Here is a 16,357-nt window from a genome sequence, read left to right on the forward strand (position 1 = left end):
GTCCGGCGTCGGTGTTTCGCTTCGTGCCGCGGGGCCGGCTACCTTCCCAGCGCCTTCTCGATGCGGCGATCCGGGAGAAACCAGAGCACCGCGACCACCATGTACAGCGCGAACGCCAGCGTGGCGTTCACGAACACCACGAGCAGAGCGGCCGCGTAGATGGCCAGAGACATCCGGCCCTTGACGTCCCTCCCCACGGCCCGCGCCAGCGTCGAGGCACCGCCGTGCAGCGCAATGAGCGCCCGGGTCAGAAGGTAGTACGCGCCCCCGGCCAGGAACTGCACGAGCCCGTAGATCGCCACCGGCCACGGGGCGAAGTTTGTGCGTCCCATCCAGGCCGTGGCAAACGGGATGAGCGACAGCCAGAACAACAGGTGCAGGTTGGCCCAGAGCACTCGGCCGTCCACGTGCTGCGCCGCCTGCAACAGGTGATGATGGTTGTTCCAGTAGATCGCGGCCAGGGTGAAGCTGAGCACGTAGCTCACCAGCGTCGGCAGCACGACCACGAGCGCGGTCAGGTCCGGCCCGCGCGGCGGCGTCAACTCGAGCACCATGATCGTGATGATGATGGCGAAGACGCCGTCGCTGAACGCTTCCAACCGGCCCTTGCTCATGTTCCGGGCGCCGGCACCAGCCGCTGCTGCTCTTCCCACAGACGGTAGAGCGCCGAGGAGGTGTCCAGGACCACGTCGTCGAGATGGACGAGGCCGTCCTCCGCGACGTCCCGCACCACCCGCGCCCCGTGCGAAAGGCCGATCGGCAGCAGGCGCTCCCGCGCGGCCGCGACGGCGTCGTCGGCCAGCCCGTAGACGGTGGATCCGCCCTCGCCGTCGAGCACATCGCCCGCTCGCAGGGCGTGTTTGGCCGCCGAGACCACCGCGGCGACCGGCACAAGCCGCGGCGCGCCTGTCGGCACGCCGTCCAGCACCGCGCGGGCCGCGCTGATCGGCAGTTCGAGGCCGACCAAGTGGTAGGGGCGGTAGAACGACGCGTACTTCCCCGTAGCGTCGACCGCCAGGCCGTAGTCCCGGAACGTCCCCCGGACGTAGGGGCGCGGCGACGTGAAGACGACGTACACCCCCCAGCGGAGGTCGTTCGGCACGGGCCGGCCCTCGCGGTCGATCGAGCTGACCACCTCCACGACGCCGGCGTGATGCAGGATGCCGCCGTCTTCGCGCGGTTTCAGCACCTCCGGTAGCCGGTCGGTGCCCGCGGCGGGAAAGTGCATCCCCCGGACGTCGGGCCGCAGGCCCGTCATGTTGGCCACCGCCGCCATCTCGATCGCCGACTTCGTGCCGTCCGTGAACGAGTTGTACATCTTGGGATTCAGGCCGGCGCCCGCGTGGCCGGGCATCCCGTAGCGCTCCCAAATGTCGTCGGGCGTAGCTTTCCGGTAGGCGGGCAGGTACTTCGTGCCTTTCCCGGCCGCCACGACGTCCAGCCCGAGCGCGGCCGCCCAGTCGTACAGCTCGTAGATCAGCGCCGGCTGATCGCCGTACGCCGCGGAGTACACCACCCCCGCTTCGTCGGCGGCACGGCGGAGCACCGAGCCCACGAGCACGTCGGCCTCGACCGTGACCATCACGACGTGGCGGCCGCGGCGGATCGCCGCCTGGGCGGTGGCGGACGCGGCCTCGGGGCTGCCGGTGGCGTCCACAACGACGTCGAGGTCGCTTTCGACAAGCACCTTGGCGTCGGAGGTGACGACCGAGTCCCCGCGGGCGATCGCCGGGTTGGCGCGGTCGGCCCGCCCCGCGTCGACGATGCGATCGTCCGCGACGCCGGCGTGCCCGAGCGCCGTGCGTGCCCTCGCCGGATCGAGGTCGGCCACGACCGATGCGCGCATTCCCCGCATCGCCGCGAGCTGGCAGATGATCATCGTTCCGAACCGGCCGGCGCCGACGACGCCGACCCGGATCGGGCGGCCGTCGCGCTCGCGGGCGGCCAGGCGTTCATTCAGCATGGGGGCCTCATGAGCGTCTCCGGGGTGTGGACGACAGTAGACATCGCGGCCGGGCCGGCTAACGCCGGCCCGGCCGCGCACGTTCTTACGACGTCGCGATCGGCTCCGCTAGTGCACGTGGCCGCAGCCGCACGCTCCGCCGCCGCAGCAGCCGCCGCCGCCGGAGGGCAGGTCGCCCGCGTCGGACCCGCGCGCGCCCGTCATCACCATTACCGGCGTGAACACACGCTTCGCGGCGGCCTTCCCGCACTTGGGGCAGGCGGGCAAGCCCTGATTCTCGTACTCGGCGACCGTCGCGATGATCTCGAACTCGTGGCGGCAGGAAGCGCAGCGAAACACGTACGTCATGGGCGATCACTCCGTCTCCCGAATGTGCTATCCGATCGACCTGCGGTTCGTCCGCCGGCCGTCGTTCTCCTCCGCGGCCGCCGGCGTTGAGGCACACGACGCCCGCACCGTCTTCATTCCTCGGTGATCTCCCAGGCGTGGGAGATTTCGACGCAGCCCTTCAGCGTCTGCGCGACCGGGCAGCCGCGCTCGAAGACCGCGAGCGCGCGCTCAGCGTCGGCCCGCTTGCCCTTCGGGATCTTGAGATGGTATGTCACACGCATCGTCGTGAGCTTCATGACACGGTCCGGCGCCTCGATCGTGCCCTCCGCTTCGGTCCAGAGCTTGTTCGGGTAGCTTGGAATCCCGCGCGCCTCCAGCGCGCCCGCGAGGGTGCCGGTCAGTCAGCCGGCCGCGGCGCCCACCAGGTGATCGAGCGTCGCCGGCAGCTCTTCCTCGGGCTCCATCTTGTAGAAGTCCTTGATGCCGCTGTTCACGCCGTACCGGACCGGCTCCGGAAAGTTGCCGAGGTACGCGCGCCGGTTGGGCCGTTTCTCCTGGTAGACGCGCGCCCGCGCGAGATGGACGACACTCATGGCGTGCCTCCCTTCGTGGACGAGATACGGGCCGAGGGTGGCCGAGTCGTGTACCCCTATGATAAAGCGACGGACGGCGGACGGTTAGCGGCCGGTCCAGCGCGGCGCGCGCTTGTCCAGGAACGCCGCGACGCCCTCCTGGAAATCGGCGCTGTTGTAGCACATGCCGATCAGATCGTGGCCGCGATTCTGCGGGAGCAGCTGATTGATGACGCGGCGCACCGCCTCCTTGCTGGCCCGTAGCGTGATCGGCGGGGCCGCAGCGATCGCCTCGGCGAGCTCACGGGTGCGCGCCTCGAGGACCTCCGGCGGCACGACCTCGTTCACGAGGCCCCAGGCAAGCGACTCGCGCGCCTCGACAAAGCGCGCCGTGAAGATCATCTCCTTGGCGCGCGCCGGGCCGATGAGGGCGACCAGCCGGGCGTAGTTGTTCATCGACAGGCAGTTGCCGAGCCGGATGACCGGGACGGCGAACCGCGAATCCTCGGACGCGATACGAAGGTCGCACGTCATCGCGATCCCGAGCCCGCCGCCCACGCAGAACCCCCGGATCGACGCGATCGTCGGCTTCGCGACCGCCTCGAGCCGCCCCGTCACCTCGTCAATCCGCTCCTCGTAGTCGATGCCGGCCTGCGGGTTGCCGCGGAACGCGGGAAACTGCGAGATGTCTGTGCCGGAGACGAACGCGCGGCCGCCGGCGCCGGTCACCACGAGCACGCGGATGCGGTCGTCGCGATCCACCTCTTCGCTGATCTCGACGAGCTGCTGGTACATCGCCCACGTCATGGCGTTCCGCGCCTCGGGGCGGTTGACGGTCAGGCGCGCGATGCCGCCGTCCACCTCGAACAACATGTGGGACACGGATGGTGCCCCCGCGACGGGGGCGGGAGGAGCCGGGTGTGATTTCATCGTGGCCGGCGAGTCCGCCGACAGGCGGTCCGCCGGCACGGCGTGCTTGTCTGGCGCCGGCGGCGTCGGCACCTACCCTGCCTTGGTATCGGGCGGCACGGGGGTCGTGGCCGCCGGCTGGTCCGGCTCCGCACCGCGCTCCGGTGTGGTCACCGCCCGGCGCAGCAGGTCCCCGGCGATGTCGCCGATCGTCACGCGCCCGGACGGCTCCTGATTCGAGATGTAATCCTTGACCTGCTGGCGCTCCCGCACCCGCGCGAGCCGCTTCAGGCTGGCGATCATACGACGCTCCTCGGGACGCACTTCGGTGATGAGCGCGTCGACGCTCTGGCCCACGGTGAGCACGTCCTCGACCTTGCCGACGCGCTTGTCCGCAAGCTCCGAGATCGGAATGAACGCGTCCACCTCGCCGAGGCGCAAGAACGCGCCGGACGCGACGATCCGTACAACCTTGCCGGACACGGTCTGGCCGGACTTGTACGCGTCGCCGAGGTGCTGCCAGGGATCGGGCAAGATGTGCTTGAGCCCGAGCGAGATGCGCCCGGCCTCGCGGTCGACGCGGAGCACCGCCACCTTGAGCCGCTGGCCCCGCCGGACGACCTCCGACGGATGCTTGATGTACGTCCAGGACATCTCGCTGATCGGCAGCAGCGCGTCGACGCCGCCGATATCGACGAACGCGCCGAAGTCGGTCAGCCGCCTGACCGTGCCCTCGCGAATCTCGCCCTCTTCCAGCGACGTGAGGAGCTCGCCGCGACGCTTCGTCCGCTCTTCCGCCACGGCGGTCTTGTGCGACAGAATCACGCGGCCCTTGCCGCGGTCGACCTCGATGATCTTGAGCGGAATACTCTGCCCGACCAGCGCCTCGAACTGCCGCCCCTTCGCCTCCGAGAGGTCGACATGGCTGCCGGGCACGAATCCGCGCAGCCCCAGGTCGACCACCAGGCCGCCCTTGACCTTGTCCACGACCATCGCGTGCAGCACGGTGCCGGCGCGGTGGGCCTCCTGTACTCGGTCCCACGCCCGGGCCATGTCCGCCCGCTTCTTGCTGAGCACGATGTTGCCTTCCTCGCCCTCGACCTTGAGCACGTAGACGTCGATCTTGTCGCCGACGGCGACGCCCTCGACCGTGTCTCCGCGCGTGGAGAGCTCTTTCGGCGGAATGAAGCCTTCCGACTTCGCGCCCACGTCCACGAGGACGCCTTCGCTGTCCACGCGGACCACGGTGCCCTGTACGATCTGCCGCTCGCTGAGCGACGGCATGCTGGCGAGGTCGACTTCGTCGCCAGTGGTTTGCTGCGTTCTGTCGTCGATCATTGGAACGGCCACCTTTCCGTCTTCCCCGGCCACGGCCGGGATGTCATTGCTTCTCTGGGCCACTCATCGCTCCTGCCCTGTCTCGGCCGCCCTCCCGCGGGGCCTCCGGCGCATGCGCGTCTTCTGCCCGCTCCCCGAGCAGCCGCCGCAGCGATTCCGGCAGGCGCCGCGCGCGCCCGGTGCGATCGACCGCCGCGTGCTCCGTCCACCCGTCCGCGAGCACTACCCGGTCCGCTGCCCGCACCAGCTCATAGCCGAACGACAGACGCGCGGGGCCGAGCTCACGCAGCCGCGTGCGCACGGTGAGGACATCGTCGTACCGGGCCGGCTGCCGGTACCGGCAGTGCGCCTCGATCACGACGAGGAGCCATCCGTCCTCCTCGAGTTGCGCGTACGACCGTCCGCACGCCCGGATGTACTCCGTGCGGCCGGCCTCGAACCAGACCAGGTAGCCGGCGTGATGAGCCACCCGCATCTGGTCGGTCTCCGCGTAGCGCACTCGAATTTCGAGTTCCGACACGAACACAGGGAACCTCCGGAAGAATGCGGCACCGCCACTGTTCGACGGCGGCGGCGGCGCGTCCCGCCGGCGGACCGACCCTGCCCGAAGCCCCGCCCAGTGTCATACGGACGGCCGGGCGCTCGGGTTCTAGATCGCGTTACCCGCGGGACAAAGAACGCGGCCCCATCCGGGTGCGGCGCGGGCGTCGGCATCGCGCCGCCGGATGGGGCCGGTGGAGGCTCGAGACTTTGTTAGCGAACGCGGACGGGCGGCAGAGCGCGCAGTTCGGCGGCCCGGCGGGTCGCCCGGGCGATCGCCCGGGCGACGGTTGCGAGGAATCCGTCCTCGGTGAACACCTCCATCGCGGCCATCGTGGTGCCGCCCGGAGACGTCACGCGCGCGCGGAGCACCGCGGGGTCGTCTCTGGTCTCGACCAGCATCCGGCCTGCGCCGAGCACGGTCTGCGACACCAACTCGATGGCTACTCCCCGCTCCAGGCCCTCACGCTGGGCGGCCTCGATCATCGCCTCGGCCAGGAGGTAGACGTAGGCGGGGCCGCTGCCCGAGACGCCGGTCACGGCGTCGAAAAATCGCTCCGGCACCTCGACGACGCGCCCGACCGCCTCGAAAATCGCGCGCGCCACGCGCATGTGCGCCTCGCCGGCGTAGCCGCCGGCGCAGATCGCGGTCGCGGACTCGCCGACGGCGGTCGACGTATTGGGCATCGCGCGAACGACCGCGGCGCCGCCGAGCGCCGCCTCGATCGTCTCGATCTGAATTCCGGCCGCGATCGAGATCACGAGGTGCCGCGGCTGCACGTGTCCCGCGATCTCGCTCAGCACCTCCGGCACCGCGGACGGCTTGACCGCGACGAGGACGACGTCGGCCTGATCAACGAGCCGCACCTTGTCCCGGGTCGTCACGACCGACCACTCGCGGGCCAGCCGCGCGAGGCGGGCGTCGTTGCTGCGGTTCGTCACGACGCAGCGCTGCGGGGGCACGACGCCGCCGCGAACCAGGCCGCGCACGATCGCGTCCACCGCGTTGCCGGCGCCGATGAATCCGATCGTTCCCGTCCAACTCATGGCCGTGTTCCCCCCGGAAAAACAAATCGCCCCTGTCGCCAAAGGGCGAAAGGGACGCTTCCGCGGTACCACCTTTGTTCTTCCACCGGACCGCCGGCAGCGGCCGGACGGCGCCGTTGGAAGCACTCATCGCTGTCACGGGCGGACCCGGCGTCCGTTTCGGCGAATCCCGCGCCAAGCGGAACCCGCACCTCGGACGCGGCGTCGGGGGGTGGGTTCGGACGAGCCCGCGGCGGCCCTTGCACCCGAGGAGCCGCTCTCTCGCACGCGGGCAGGACGTCCTACGTCCCCGTCACTGCCTTCGTATGTGCAGGCGATTATAGCACCGCCGGGCCGAAAAAGGCAAGGCACGCGTGCGGCCCCGCCGAGCGGCAGCGGAGGAAACGCGGTGGCCCCGGCCTGAAGTAGATCGCCGGACAAAATCGAGGCGCGCGGCAGCCGCCGCGACCATCTTCGCCGCACGGCGGACCGAGGTGACGCAGGGTGAGCGAACGGATTGGGTTCATCGGATTGGGCATCATGGGCAAGCCGATGGCCGGACATCTCGTCAAGGCCGGTCACACGGTGACGGTCTGGAACCGAACGGCGTCCAAGGCCGCCGATCTTGTCAAGGCCGGCGCCAAGCAGGGCGCATCGCCGAAGGACGTCGCGGCACAGAGCGACATCACGATCATCATGGTCGCCGACACGCCCGACGTGCGGCAGGTCGTGATGGGTCCGAACGGCGTGCTGGAAGGCGTCCGTCGCGGCAGCGTGGTCATCGACATGAGCACCGTCTCGCCGGTCGCGACGCGCGAGATCGCCGACGCGCTGGCCGCGCGGGGCGTCGAGATGCTCGACGCGCCGGTCTCAGGCGGCGAAAAGGGCGCCGTCGAGGCGACCCTCTCCATCATGGTCGGCGGCAACCCGGAGACGTTCGAGCGGGCCCTACCCGTCTTTCAGGTGATGGGCAAGAACATCGTCCACATCGGGGCGAACGGCGCGGGGCAGGTCACAAAGGCGTGCAACCAGCTCGTGCTTTCGCTCACGATCCTCGGCGTCGCCGAGGCGATCCACCTCGCCCGCAAGGCCGGGGTCGATCCCGCGAAGGTGCGGTCCGCGCTCCTCGGCGGCTTCGCGCAGAGCCGGGTGCTCGAACTGCACGGCCAGCGAATGTTGGACGAGAATTACACGCCGGGGTTCCGCACGCGCCTCTATCACAAGGACATGGGCATCGTCACCGAGACCGGGCGCGCCCTCGGGATGCCGCTACTGGGCGGAGCGCTCGCCGCGCAACTCTACCAGATCGCGATGAACGAAGGGCTCGGCGAGATGGACTACTCGGTGCTGGCCAAGGTCATCGGCGAGTTCGGGGGCAGGACCGACCGATAGTGCCACCGCGTCTGCGCCGGCCGGCCGCCGTCTAATTAAAGCCGCGCCGCGGGCGCCGCCGCGCCGGCGCCGGCCAACTCCCGCACGATCATCGCGACCGCTCCCGTTGCGAAGACAACCGGGACGCCCGCCGCGCGCGCGACGGTCTGCTGCATCCGGCGTGTGTAGCCGATGCAGTCCATTACCACGAGCGATGCGCCCGCCTGCTTCAGGGTGTCGGCGGCGCCCGCGAGGGCCCGGGGATCACCATAGGGCGACGCGGCCACCGCCGTCACCGCCGCGCGCGCACCCCACCGCGTCTGCGCGTGCGCCGTCTGCGCTTCGTCCGGAAGCATCACGCCGAGCCGGACCGGGGCGTCCGCCGGGAGGCCTTCCGCGACGGCCGCGACGACGTGCGGCAGCACGCGGTGCGGACGCAGGAGCACGCCCCCGAACACGAGCCGCGGGAACTCCCCGGTGCACAAGAGAACCGCCAGACGCACGCCTTCCTCCGCAAGCCGGTCGAGACAGACCTGGACGCGGCCGTCGACGTGCCGGTGCGCGAGCCGGACCTGGCGCCCTGTCCGCAGCCGGCTCACCAGCACCTCATCGCCGTCCGACGGGGCCAGCGCCGCGACCTCGATATCGGTCAGATCGTCGAGCGCACCCCGCTGCACCAGCGTCGCCCCGGGCAAGGCCCGCTCGAACTCTTCCATAATATCCACGCGAGGCGACTGCCCGATTGTGACAAAGCCCACGGCGCGCGTCACGGCATCCTCCGGCCTAGACTTCCGGCTCCAGCACGATTTCGATTTCACCCGACTTCGAGCCGGGCTTCGGCAGAAACGCGGTCGCGGTCGTCTTGAACCCGCCGACGGCCACCCGGATGTGGATGTGCGGCTGGCCGAAGCCGGAGCCCGGAAAGTCCGTCTCGAACCGGAACCGTCCGTTCGCGTCGGTGACCACCGTGCCGCGGTGCACGGAGTCGTAGGAGCCGTTCGGTCCGGCGTGCCAGATCTCCACGCGCACGCGCGTGAGCGGCGCGCAGTCGATGCCGGAGCGCACGATGCCGGTGAGCACGAAGCCCCCGCCGCCGACGCGGGAGCGCACGGGCGGGTTCGGTGTGTAGTTGGGGTCCATGTAGCCGTTCGGCGTGATCGGACATTTCGGCGCGGCCGCCCCCGCGGGCGGGCTCGACGCGCCCAGCATCACGATGGCGACCACGGCTGCGAATGCGGCGGCGGCAATTCGTCCGGCCGCGTTTCTACGGCCGGGCCGGCCGGCTTTGAAAGTCATGCGGCTCACCTCACGATCCGCGATCCCCGGCGTCTCCGCGGCGGCGTCACGGTATGATCTCGACTGTGCGAAGCATCTACACCACGACGGCCTGCTGGTCCTGGGTCGTCCTGTTCTTCGTCTGGCTCCCCGGCTACTTCCTGAGCAAGCCCGGCGTTCACACGGCGGATCGCACTCGACAGCGCATCGCGGCCGTGTTGCCGGTCGGCGGGTACGCCCGCACGAAGGCGCTGATCCCGTTCGTGTGGTAACAGGACACCGTAACGGCACCCCGGAGGCACGCCGCCATGGCGACGACCCGGAAACCGACGACCCCGATCGACACGCCGGACCAGGCGCCCGACTCGGCCCCGGCCGTCACGGATGCCCACGCCGAGTGGGAGGCGCGTGACGTACGGGACGCGACTGAGCGCGCGCCCGAGCGCCGCGCCCAGTTCGAGACGCTGTCCGGCCTGCCGGTCAAGCGGTTGTACGGCCCTGCGGACACCGCGCACCTCGACTACCTCGAGGAGTTGGGCTTTCCCGGGCGCTATCCGTACACCAGGGGCCCCTACCCCACCATGTACCGGTCGCGGCCGTGGACGATGCGGCAGATCGCCGGCTACGGGACCGGCCGCGACACCAACGCCCGCCTCAAGTACCTGATCGCCCAGGGCCAGACCGGCATCTCGGTCGACTTCGACATGCCGACCCTCATGGGCTACGACTCGGACGATCCGCGCGCCCGCGGCGAGGTCGGGCGCGAAGGCGTCGCCGTGGACACGATCGACGACCTGGCCGACATCCTCGACGGGATCGACATCGGCGCGATCAGCGTCTCGATGACGATCAACCCGACCGCGTGGATCCTCTTCTCAATGTACATGGCGCTCGCGGAGCGGCTCGGGGTGCCGCCCGGATCGCTCTCCGGCACCGTGCAGGCCGACATCCTGAAGGAGTACATCGCGCAGAAGGAATGGATCTACCCGATTCCCGCGGGGATGCGGATCGTGCGCGACCTCATCGTCCACAGCGTCGCGCACCTGCCCCGCTACAACCCGATCAACATCAGCGGCTACCACATCCGGGAGGCCGGCGCGACCGCGGTTCAGGAGGCGGCGTTCACGCTCGCCAACGGCATCGCGTACGTGGAAGCGGTCCGGCGGACCGGCCTCGCGGTCGACGCCTTCGCGCCGCGGCTCGCCTTCTACTTCATCGCCGAGCGCGATTTCTTCGAGGAGATCGCGAAGTTCCGCGCGGCGCGCCGCGTGTGGGCGAAGATCATGCGCGACCGGTTCGGCGCGCGCCGGCCGGAGTCGATGCGCCTGCGGTTCCACTGCCAGACCGCGGGGTCCAGCCTGACGGCCCGCGAACCGATCAACAACATCGCGCGGACGTCGCTGCAGGCGCTCTCCGCGGTGCTCGGCGGCGCGCAGAGCCTGCACGCGAACGGCATGGACGAGGCGCTGGCGATTCCGTCCGAGCTCGCGATGAAAGTCGCGCTGCGGACACAGCAAATCATCCTCGACGAGACGCGCGTGGCGAACACGATCGATCCGCTCGGCGGCGGATACTTCGTCGAGGCGCTGACGGACCAGGTCGAAGCGGAGATCTGGACCTACCTGCGCCGGATCGACGAGCTGGGCGGGGCGGTCGCCGCGGCCGAGCAGAACTTCTTTCAGACGGAGATCGCCGAGGCCGCCTACCGCTATCACCGGCAGAAGGAACGCGGCGAGCTGACGGTGGTCGGCGTCAACAAGTACGTCGACCCGTCCGGCGGCGACGTGCCGATCGCGCTGCACGAGGTCGACCCGGACGTCGAAGCGCGGCAGCGTGGGCGCCTGGCCGAGGTGAAGCGGCGGCGCGACGAGCGGGAGGTCGCGCGATGCCTCACCGCGCTCGCCGGAACCGCGCGCGGCGACGGCAACCTCATCCCACCGACGATCGAGGCCGTGCGGGCCCGCGCGACGCTCGGGGAGATCGTGCGGGCGCTGCGCGACGTCTTCGGCGCCTACGTCGAGCAACCGGTGTTCTGAGCGGTGCCGGCGGCCGGGCGCGTCCCGCAGAGAATCCGGGTCCTGATGGCGAAGGTCGGCCTCGACGGCCACGACCGCGGCGTGAAGGTCGTGGCGCGCGCGCTGCGCGACGCGGGGTTCGAGGTCGTCTACACCGGGCTGCACCGCACGCCGGAGGAGGTCGCCGTCGCGGCGGTACAGGAGGACGTCGACGTGATCGGCGTGAGCATTCTGTCCGGCGCGCACATGGCGCTCGTGCCTCCGCTCCTCGACGGCCTGCGCGCCAAGGACGCGGCGGACATCAAGGTCCTCGTCGGCGGCGTGATCCCGGAGGCGGACCGCGCCGCACTGTGCGAGCTCGGCGCCGCGGCCGTGTTCGATCAGGACGCGACGACCGACGCGATCGTGGAGTGGATCCGCGGGCACGCCGGGAGAGACGGCCGGTGACGGTCCGCGCGGGCGCCGCGGCCGCCCGGGATTCGTGGGCCGCGGGATGGCCGCCGGTCTACGACGACGGCTACCTTCCGCCGCCCGACCAGCCGTACTGGTTTCCGGAGCGCGAGACCATGCCGCCCCAGGCGCGCGAAGGGCTGATCCTCGAGCGCCTTCGCGCGACCGTCCGCTGGGCCTGGGACCGCTCGCCGTTCTACCGGGAGAAGTGGGACGCGGCCGGGGTGCACCCGGAGCACCTCCGGCGGCTGGAGGACCTGCACCGCTTCCCGGTCGTCACCAAGGCGGAGCTGCGCGCCGAGCAGGCGGCGCACCGGCCGGCCGGCCGGTATCTCTGCGTCGACCGCGCGGACGTCGCGCGGGTGCACGGCACGTCGGGGACGACCGGCAAGCCGACGATGTTTCTGATCGGGCGCGACGACTGGCGGCGGATCGCCAACGCCCACGCGCGCATCATGTGGGGCATGGGGCTCCGGCCGTCGGACACGATCTTCATCGCCTCGTTCTTCAGCCTGTACATCGGCAGCTGGGGCGCGCTCGCCGGCGGCGAACGGCTCCGCGCGACGTGCTTCCCCTTCGGCGCGGGGCAGCCCGGCCAGACCCTGATGGCGGTGCGCTGGCTGCGCGAGACCCGGCCGTCGGCGTTTTACGGGACGCCGTCCTACGCCCTGCACCTCGCGGAGGTCGCGGGGTCCGAAGGGGTCGACCCGCGCGAGTTCGGCCTGCGGGTGATGTTCTTCTCGGGCGAGCCGGGGGCCGGCATTCCCGCGACGCGGCGGCGGATCGAGGACCTCTTCGGGGCCGCGTGCGTCGACAGCGGGAGCATGGCCGAGATGACGCCGTGGATGAGCAACGGCGAATGCGCCCACCGCGCGGGCATGCACCTCTGGCAGGACATCGTGTACTGCGAAGTGTGCGATCCGCGGACGCTGGCACCGGTGCCGTACGGCGCGGAGGGCACGCCGGTCTACACGCATCTCGAGCGCACGTCGCAGCCGATGATCCGCCTGCTCTCCGGCGACCTGACGCGGTGGACCGACGAGCCGTGCCCGTGCGGCCGCACGTATCCGCGCCTGCCGCGGGGCATCTACGGCCGCATCGACGACATGGTCATCATCCGCGGCGCGAACGTCTATCCGAGCGCGATCGAGGACACGCTGCGGGCCATCGAGGGCTTCGGCGGCGAGTTCCAGATGGTGGTCAGCCGCGAGCGCGCGATGGACGAGCTGGTCGTCCGCGCGGAGTGCAGCGCGGAGGTCGCGGCGCGCGCGGGCTCGTCGCCCGGCGTGCTCAACTCGCTGCGCGACCGGATGGCGGCGCGCCTCGCGGCGGTGCTCGGCATCCGGCCGGTCGTACGCTGCGAGCCGCCGGGGACCCTGCCGCGCACGGAGTTCAAGGCGCGGCGCGTGATCGACAACCGCAAGCTGTACGAAGAGACGCTGGCCGGCGGCGCATCACCGGCCGGCGAGACGCCGCTGAGCCCGGACCGCCGGTGACGGGCGATTCGTCCGACGCTCCGGCGCCCGCTCCCGGAGCGATCGACCCCGGCAATCCGCGCACGCTCGGGCGGCTGATCACCCGGATCGAGAACGACCCGGGGGCCGCGGCGTCGATCGTGGCGAGCCTGTGGGGCCGGACGGGCCGCGCCCGCCGCATCGGGCTCACCGGCCCGCCGGGCGTCGGCAAGAGCACGCTCGCCGACCATCTCATCGCGTCCGCGCGGCACGACGGCCTCCGGGTCGCGGTGATCGGCGTCGACCCGTCGAGCCCGTTTTCGGGCGGCGCGATCCTCGGCGACCGGGTGCGCATGCTGCGGCACAGCGGCGACGGCGGCGTCTACATCCGCAGCATGGCGGCGCGCGCGCATCTCGGCGGCCTCGCCGCGGCGACGCGCGACGTCGCCTACGTGTTGGAGGCGTTCGCCTTCGATCTGGTACTCGTGGAAACCGTGGGCGTCGGGCAGAGCGAGGTCGACATCATGGGCCTCGCCGACACGGTCGTCGTCGTGACGGCCCCCGGGCTCGGCGACGCCGTCCAAACGCTCAAGGCCGGCATCTTGGAAATCGCGGACGTCCTCGTCGTGAACAAGGCGGACCGTCCCGGCGCGCGGGACACCGCGATGCAGCTGCGGGAGATGCAGCGCCTCGTCCCCCGCCACGAGGCCTGGGACGTGCCGATCGTGGAAACCGCCGCGTCCACCGGCGCGGGCACGGCCGAGTTGTGGGATGCGATCCGCCGCCACGGCGAACACTTGAATCGATCCGGCGAGCTCGACGCCCGACGCGGCCGGCGCGCCGAGCGCGAGGTGCTCGATCTCGTTGAGACCGGGCTCGCGGCGCACGTACGCGCGACCCTCCAGAATCAGGGCGAGCCGGCCGAGATCCTGGCCGAGGCCAAGCGGCGCCACACCGATCCGCACACGGCGGCGAAGGCGATCCTGGACCGGCTCGTGCCGACGGTTCCGGCGGCCGACCGGCGGCCGGCAACCACGAAATCGAAGCCGGAGCCTCCATGACCGGCCCGTACCCTGCGGTGGCGCCCGACATCACCGAGGTGGACCTGCTGGAGCGGGGTACCCCGGGAATCACCGCGGGCTACTTCATCGCCGCGCCGCACCCCGCGATCATGGATACGGGCGGCGCGCGGAGCGTTCCGGTGTGGCTCGACGCGCTCGCCGCGCTCGGCGTGCGGGCGGCCGACGTCGCCTACCTCATCGCCACCCACATTCATCTCGACCATTCCGGCGGCTTCGGCCAGATGCTGCGGCACACGCCCGACGCGCGCGTCGTCGTCCACCCGCGGGGCGCGCGCCACCTGGCGGACCCAAGCCGGCTCCTCGCCGGCGCGCGGGCGGTGTTCGGGGACAATCTGGAGGCCTACTTCGGACTGCCCGAGTCCGTCCCGGAATCGCGCCTCCTCGTGGTCGAAGACGCGGCGACGCTAGATCTCGGCGCCGGCCATGTCTTGCGCTTCATCGACGCGCCGGGACACGCACGACACCAGCACATGATCTTCGACGCCGGGGCGCGGGCGCTGTTTACCGCGGACGAGCTGGGCGAACATCTCCCCGAAATCGCGGATGACTACGTCATGCTCGATACCGCCCCGAACCAGTTCGATCCGGAGGCCATGCTGCGCTCGGCCCGGCGACTCCTCGACCTGCGGCCCGCGGCGATCCTTTTCTCGCATTTCGGCCACTATCCGGGGGCCTACGAAACATTGTATGCGCGGGTGTCGCACGAGGTGCCGGTCGTCGCGGCGCTCGGGAGGATCGACGGGCGGCTCGCGACGCCGGATGAGGTCACGGCCGCGCTGGTCGCGCACGTCCGCGAGGACCTCGCGGAGCGCGGCATCACCTGGACGCCGCGCATCGCGGCGATTCTGCACGACCGCCTCGCCGTCTCCGCGCAGGGCATCGCCGACTACGCCCGTCGCAGCGTCGGCTAACGTCGATCGGAACACCGTACCCGTCGACGCGTTTACCGGGCCCCCGGGGGGCGGCGACGCGGATCTAACCGGCTGAATCGCCGGCCATCAGCGCCTCGGCGCTCGAAAAGAGCGCCGGCTGACCCCCGGTGTGCCAGAAGACGACGGTCTGATCGCGGCTCCAGCGTCGGCGCCGGATCAGGTCGGCCAGGCCGGCCATCGCCTTCCCGGTGTAGACCGGATCGAGCAGGATCCCCTCGCTGCGCGCCGCGGTCTTGATTGCCTTGGTGCCCTCGGCCGTCGGCTCGCCGTAGGTGCCGCCGTATTCGTCGAGGACGATGACGTCGTTGGGCGCGACGTGCACATCGACGTCGAATCGCTCCGCGAACTCCGCCACGAGGCCGCTCACCTTCGGCGCGAGGTCTTCCCGCCGGGCCCCGTCGCCGATCCCCACGATCTCCACGCCGCTCTGCGAGAGCGCCGCGCCGATCGCGAGCCCCGCGTGCGTGCCGCCCGACCCGCTGCAGAACACGACCGAATCGACCGCGATGCCCTGCGCCGTCGTCTGGCCCAGCATCTCGACGAACGCCTGCGCGTAGGCCGCCGCGCCGAGCGGCGTGGAGGCCCCGCTCGGAATGAAATACGGACGGCGCCCTTTGGTCCGCAGCGCCGCCATCTCTTCCTCGATCACGGCCTCCGCCGACGCGCGGTCGGTGCCGGGCGTGATCCGGATCCGCGCGCCGAAGAGGTGATCGAGCAGAAAATTGCCCTGCATCATCTCCGGCTCGACGGGCCGCAGGGCGAGCACGCAGTCCATGCCGCCGACCCGCGCGGCCGCCGCCGTGACGCGGCAGTGGTTCGACTGAATCGCACCCGTGGTCACGAGCGTGTCGAAGCCGCCCGCGAGCGCCTCGCCGAGATGGTACTCGATCTTGCGCACCTTGTTGCCGCCGAGCGCGAACCCGGTGAGGTCGTCGCGTTTGATGAGCAGGCGAGGCCCTTCGCCTTCGCCCGCGAGCGCGCGCTCGAGGCGCGGCGCCTCGTGGAGGGGCGTCGGCAGCGCGGCGAGCCGGACTCTGGGAAGACGCGCCACCTGCAGCATCTCAGCCTCCTGTGCGGTGCGGCTGCGGCCGCCTGCGGCG

The 16,357-nt window shown here is 71.0% G+C and carries 19 protein-coding genes; 7 read left to right on the plus strand and 12 right to left on the minus strand.

Translation table 11 applies throughout. From position 1 onward, the window contains the following. Nucleotides 1–38: 38 nt before the first annotated feature. The 9 genes from VFL28_14620 to proC form a co-directional block, all read right to left on the minus strand. The gene (locus VFL28_14620) at nt 39–614 is read right to left on the minus strand and encodes a TMEM175 family protein (GenBank protein HET7265896.1); all 576 of its coding nucleotides are present in this window, start codon (nt 612–614) and stop codon (nt 39–41) included. Next, nucleotides 611–1,963, minus strand: coding sequence for a flagellar biosynthesis protein FlgA (locus VFL28_14625; protein HET7265897.1), 1,353 nt, complete (start codon nt 1,961–1,963; stop codon nt 611–613). The genes VFL28_14620 and VFL28_14625 overlap by 4 nt, the downstream gene beginning before the upstream one ends. A 108-nt stretch (nt 1,964–2,071) precedes the next feature. After that, nucleotides 2,072–2,311: an FmdB family zinc ribbon protein gene (locus VFL28_14630; GenBank protein HET7265898.1), complete on the minus strand. Its 240-nt coding sequence runs from the start codon at nt 2,309–2,311 to the stop codon at nt 2,072–2,074. 113 nt (nt 2,312–2,424) lie between these two features. Next, nucleotides 2,425–2,694: an OsmC family protein gene (locus VFL28_14635; protein HET7265899.1), complete on the minus strand. Its 270-nt coding sequence runs from the start codon at nt 2,692–2,694 to the stop codon at nt 2,425–2,427. Further along, the gene (locus VFL28_14640; protein ID HET7265900.1) at nt 2,695–2,886 is read right to left on the minus strand and encodes a hypothetical protein; all 192 of its coding nucleotides are present in this window, start codon (nt 2,884–2,886) and stop codon (nt 2,695–2,697) included. Between the two features lie 84 nt (nt 2,887–2,970). Beyond that, nucleotides 2,971–3,738 (minus strand): enoyl-CoA hydratase/isomerase family protein, encoded by a 768-nt coding sequence (locus tag VFL28_14645; GenBank protein ID HET7265901.1) that lies wholly within the window; start codon nt 3,736–3,738, stop codon nt 2,971–2,973. Between the two features lie 129 nt (nt 3,739–3,867). Further along, nucleotides 3,868–5,112, minus strand: coding sequence for a S1 RNA-binding domain-containing protein (locus VFL28_14650; protein ID HET7265902.1), 1,245 nt, complete (start codon nt 5,110–5,112; stop codon nt 3,868–3,870). A 43-nt stretch (nt 5,113–5,155) separates the two neighbouring features. Further along, entirely contained in the window at nt 5,156–5,632 is a 477-nt protein-coding gene (locus tag VFL28_14655) for a thioesterase family protein (GenBank protein HET7265903.1), read from the minus strand. Between the two features lie 233 nt (nt 5,633–5,865). Further along, complete coding sequence (gene proC / locus VFL28_14660) at nt 5,866–6,699, minus strand: pyrroline-5-carboxylate reductase (protein HET7265904.1); 834 nt, start codon at nt 6,697–6,699, stop codon at nt 5,866–5,868. 483 nt (nt 6,700–7,182) lie between these two features. On the opposite strand from proC, the gene VFL28_14665 reads away from it, so the two are divergent. Beyond that, nucleotides 7,183–8,070, plus strand: a complete 888-nt coding sequence (locus tag VFL28_14665) for an NAD(P)-dependent oxidoreductase (GenBank protein ID HET7265905.1) — start codon at nt 7,183–7,185, stop codon at nt 8,068–8,070. Between the two features lie 35 nt (nt 8,071–8,105). Here the strand turns inward: VFL28_14665 and VFL28_14670 are convergent, their stop codons facing one another. Both VFL28_14670 and VFL28_14675 read right to left on the minus strand, forming a co-directional pair. Next, complete coding sequence (locus VFL28_14670; GenBank protein HET7265906.1) at nt 8,106–8,819, minus strand: AroM family protein; 714 nt, start codon at nt 8,817–8,819, stop codon at nt 8,106–8,108. A gap of 13 nt (nt 8,820–8,832) precedes the next feature. After that, nucleotides 8,833–9,345, minus strand: coding sequence for an intradiol ring-cleavage dioxygenase (locus VFL28_14675; protein HET7265907.1), 513 nt, complete (start codon nt 9,343–9,345; stop codon nt 8,833–8,835). Between the two features lie 53 nt (nt 9,346–9,398). Here VFL28_14675 and VFL28_14680 point away from each other — a divergent pair, with 53 nt between their 5' ends. From VFL28_14680 to VFL28_14705, 6 genes are read left to right on the plus strand one after another with little or no spacing between them, the layout of a single operon-like run. After that, nucleotides 9,399–9,596 (plus strand): hypothetical protein, encoded by a 198-nt coding sequence (locus VFL28_14680; protein HET7265908.1) that lies wholly within the window; start codon nt 9,399–9,401, stop codon nt 9,594–9,596. 36 nt (nt 9,597–9,632) lie between these two features. After that, nucleotides 9,633–11,360, plus strand: coding sequence for a methylmalonyl-CoA mutase family protein (locus VFL28_14685; GenBank protein ID HET7265909.1), 1,728 nt, complete (start codon nt 9,633–9,635; stop codon nt 11,358–11,360). Nucleotides 11,361–11,363: 3 nt separating this feature from the next. Further along, nucleotides 11,364–11,786, plus strand: a complete 423-nt coding sequence (locus VFL28_14690; protein HET7265910.1) for a cobalamin B12-binding domain-containing protein — start codon at nt 11,364–11,366, stop codon at nt 11,784–11,786. After that, complete coding sequence (locus VFL28_14695; GenBank protein HET7265911.1) at nt 11,783–13,285, plus strand: AMP-binding protein; 1,503 nt, start codon at nt 11,783–11,785, stop codon at nt 13,283–13,285. The genes VFL28_14690 and VFL28_14695 overlap by 4 nt, the downstream gene beginning before the upstream one ends. Then, entirely contained in the window at nt 13,282–14,304 is a 1,023-nt protein-coding gene (meaB, locus tag VFL28_14700) for a methylmalonyl Co-A mutase-associated GTPase MeaB (GenBank protein HET7265912.1), read from the plus strand. The genes VFL28_14695 and meaB overlap by 4 nt, the downstream gene beginning before the upstream one ends. Further along, nucleotides 14,301–15,236: an MBL fold metallo-hydrolase gene (locus VFL28_14705; protein ID HET7265913.1), complete on the plus strand. Its 936-nt coding sequence runs from the start codon at nt 14,301–14,303 to the stop codon at nt 15,234–15,236. The genes meaB and VFL28_14705 overlap by 4 nt, the downstream gene beginning before the upstream one ends. A gap of 64 nt (nt 15,237–15,300) precedes the next feature. Here the strand turns inward: VFL28_14705 and VFL28_14710 are convergent, their stop codons facing one another. Then, complete coding sequence (locus VFL28_14710; GenBank protein ID HET7265914.1) at nt 15,301–16,317, minus strand: D-cysteine desulfhydrase family protein; 1,017 nt, start codon at nt 16,315–16,317, stop codon at nt 15,301–15,303. Nucleotides 16,318–16,357 lie beyond the last annotated feature (40 nt).

Source organism: bacterium (assembly GCA_035691305.1).
Classification (GTDB): domain Bacteria; phylum Sysuimicrobiota; class Sysuimicrobiia; order Sysuimicrobiales; family Segetimicrobiaceae; genus DASSJF01.

Coding starts and splice junctions, on each gene's coding strand:
- VFL28_14620 (HET7265896.1), bottom strand. CDS start 614: ATGAGCAAGGGCCGGTTGGAAGCGTTCAGCGACGGCGTCTTCGCCATC.
- VFL28_14625 (HET7265897.1), bottom strand. CDS start 1,963: ATGCTGAATGAACGCCTGGCCGCCCGCGAGCGCGACGGCCGCCCGATC.
- VFL28_14630 (HET7265898.1), bottom strand. CDS start 2,311: ATGACGTACGTGTTTCGCTGCGCTTCCTGCCGCCACGAGTTCGAGATC.
- VFL28_14640 (HET7265900.1), bottom strand. CDS start 2,886: ATGAGTGTCGTCCATCTCGCGCGGGCGCGCGTCTACCAGGAGAAACGG.
- VFL28_14645 (HET7265901.1), bottom strand. CDS start 3,738: ATGTTGTTCGAGGTGGACGGCGGCATCGCGCGCCTGACCGTCAACCGC.
- VFL28_14650 (HET7265902.1), bottom strand. CDS start 5,112: ATGATCGACGACAGAACGCAGCAAACCACTGGCGACGAAGTCGACCTC.
- proC (HET7265904.1), bottom strand. CDS start 6,699: ATGAGTTGGACGGGAACGATCGGATTCATCGGCGCCGGCAACGCGGTG.
- VFL28_14675 (HET7265907.1), bottom strand. CDS start 9,345: ATGACTTTCAAAGCCGGCCGGCCCGGCCGTAGAAACGCGGCCGGACGA.
- VFL28_14680 (HET7265908.1), top strand. CDS start 9,399: ATGATCTCGACTGTGCGAAGCATCTACACCACGACGGCCTGCTGGTCC.
- VFL28_14685 (HET7265909.1), top strand. CDS start 9,633: ATGGCGACGACCCGGAAACCGACGACCCCGATCGACACGCCGGACCAG.
- VFL28_14705 (HET7265913.1), top strand. CDS start 14,301: ATGACCGGCCCGTACCCTGCGGTGGCGCCCGACATCACCGAGGTGGAC.
- VFL28_14710 (HET7265914.1), bottom strand. CDS start 16,317: ATGCTGCAGGTGGCGCGTCTTCCCAGAGTCCGGCTCGCCGCGCTGCCG.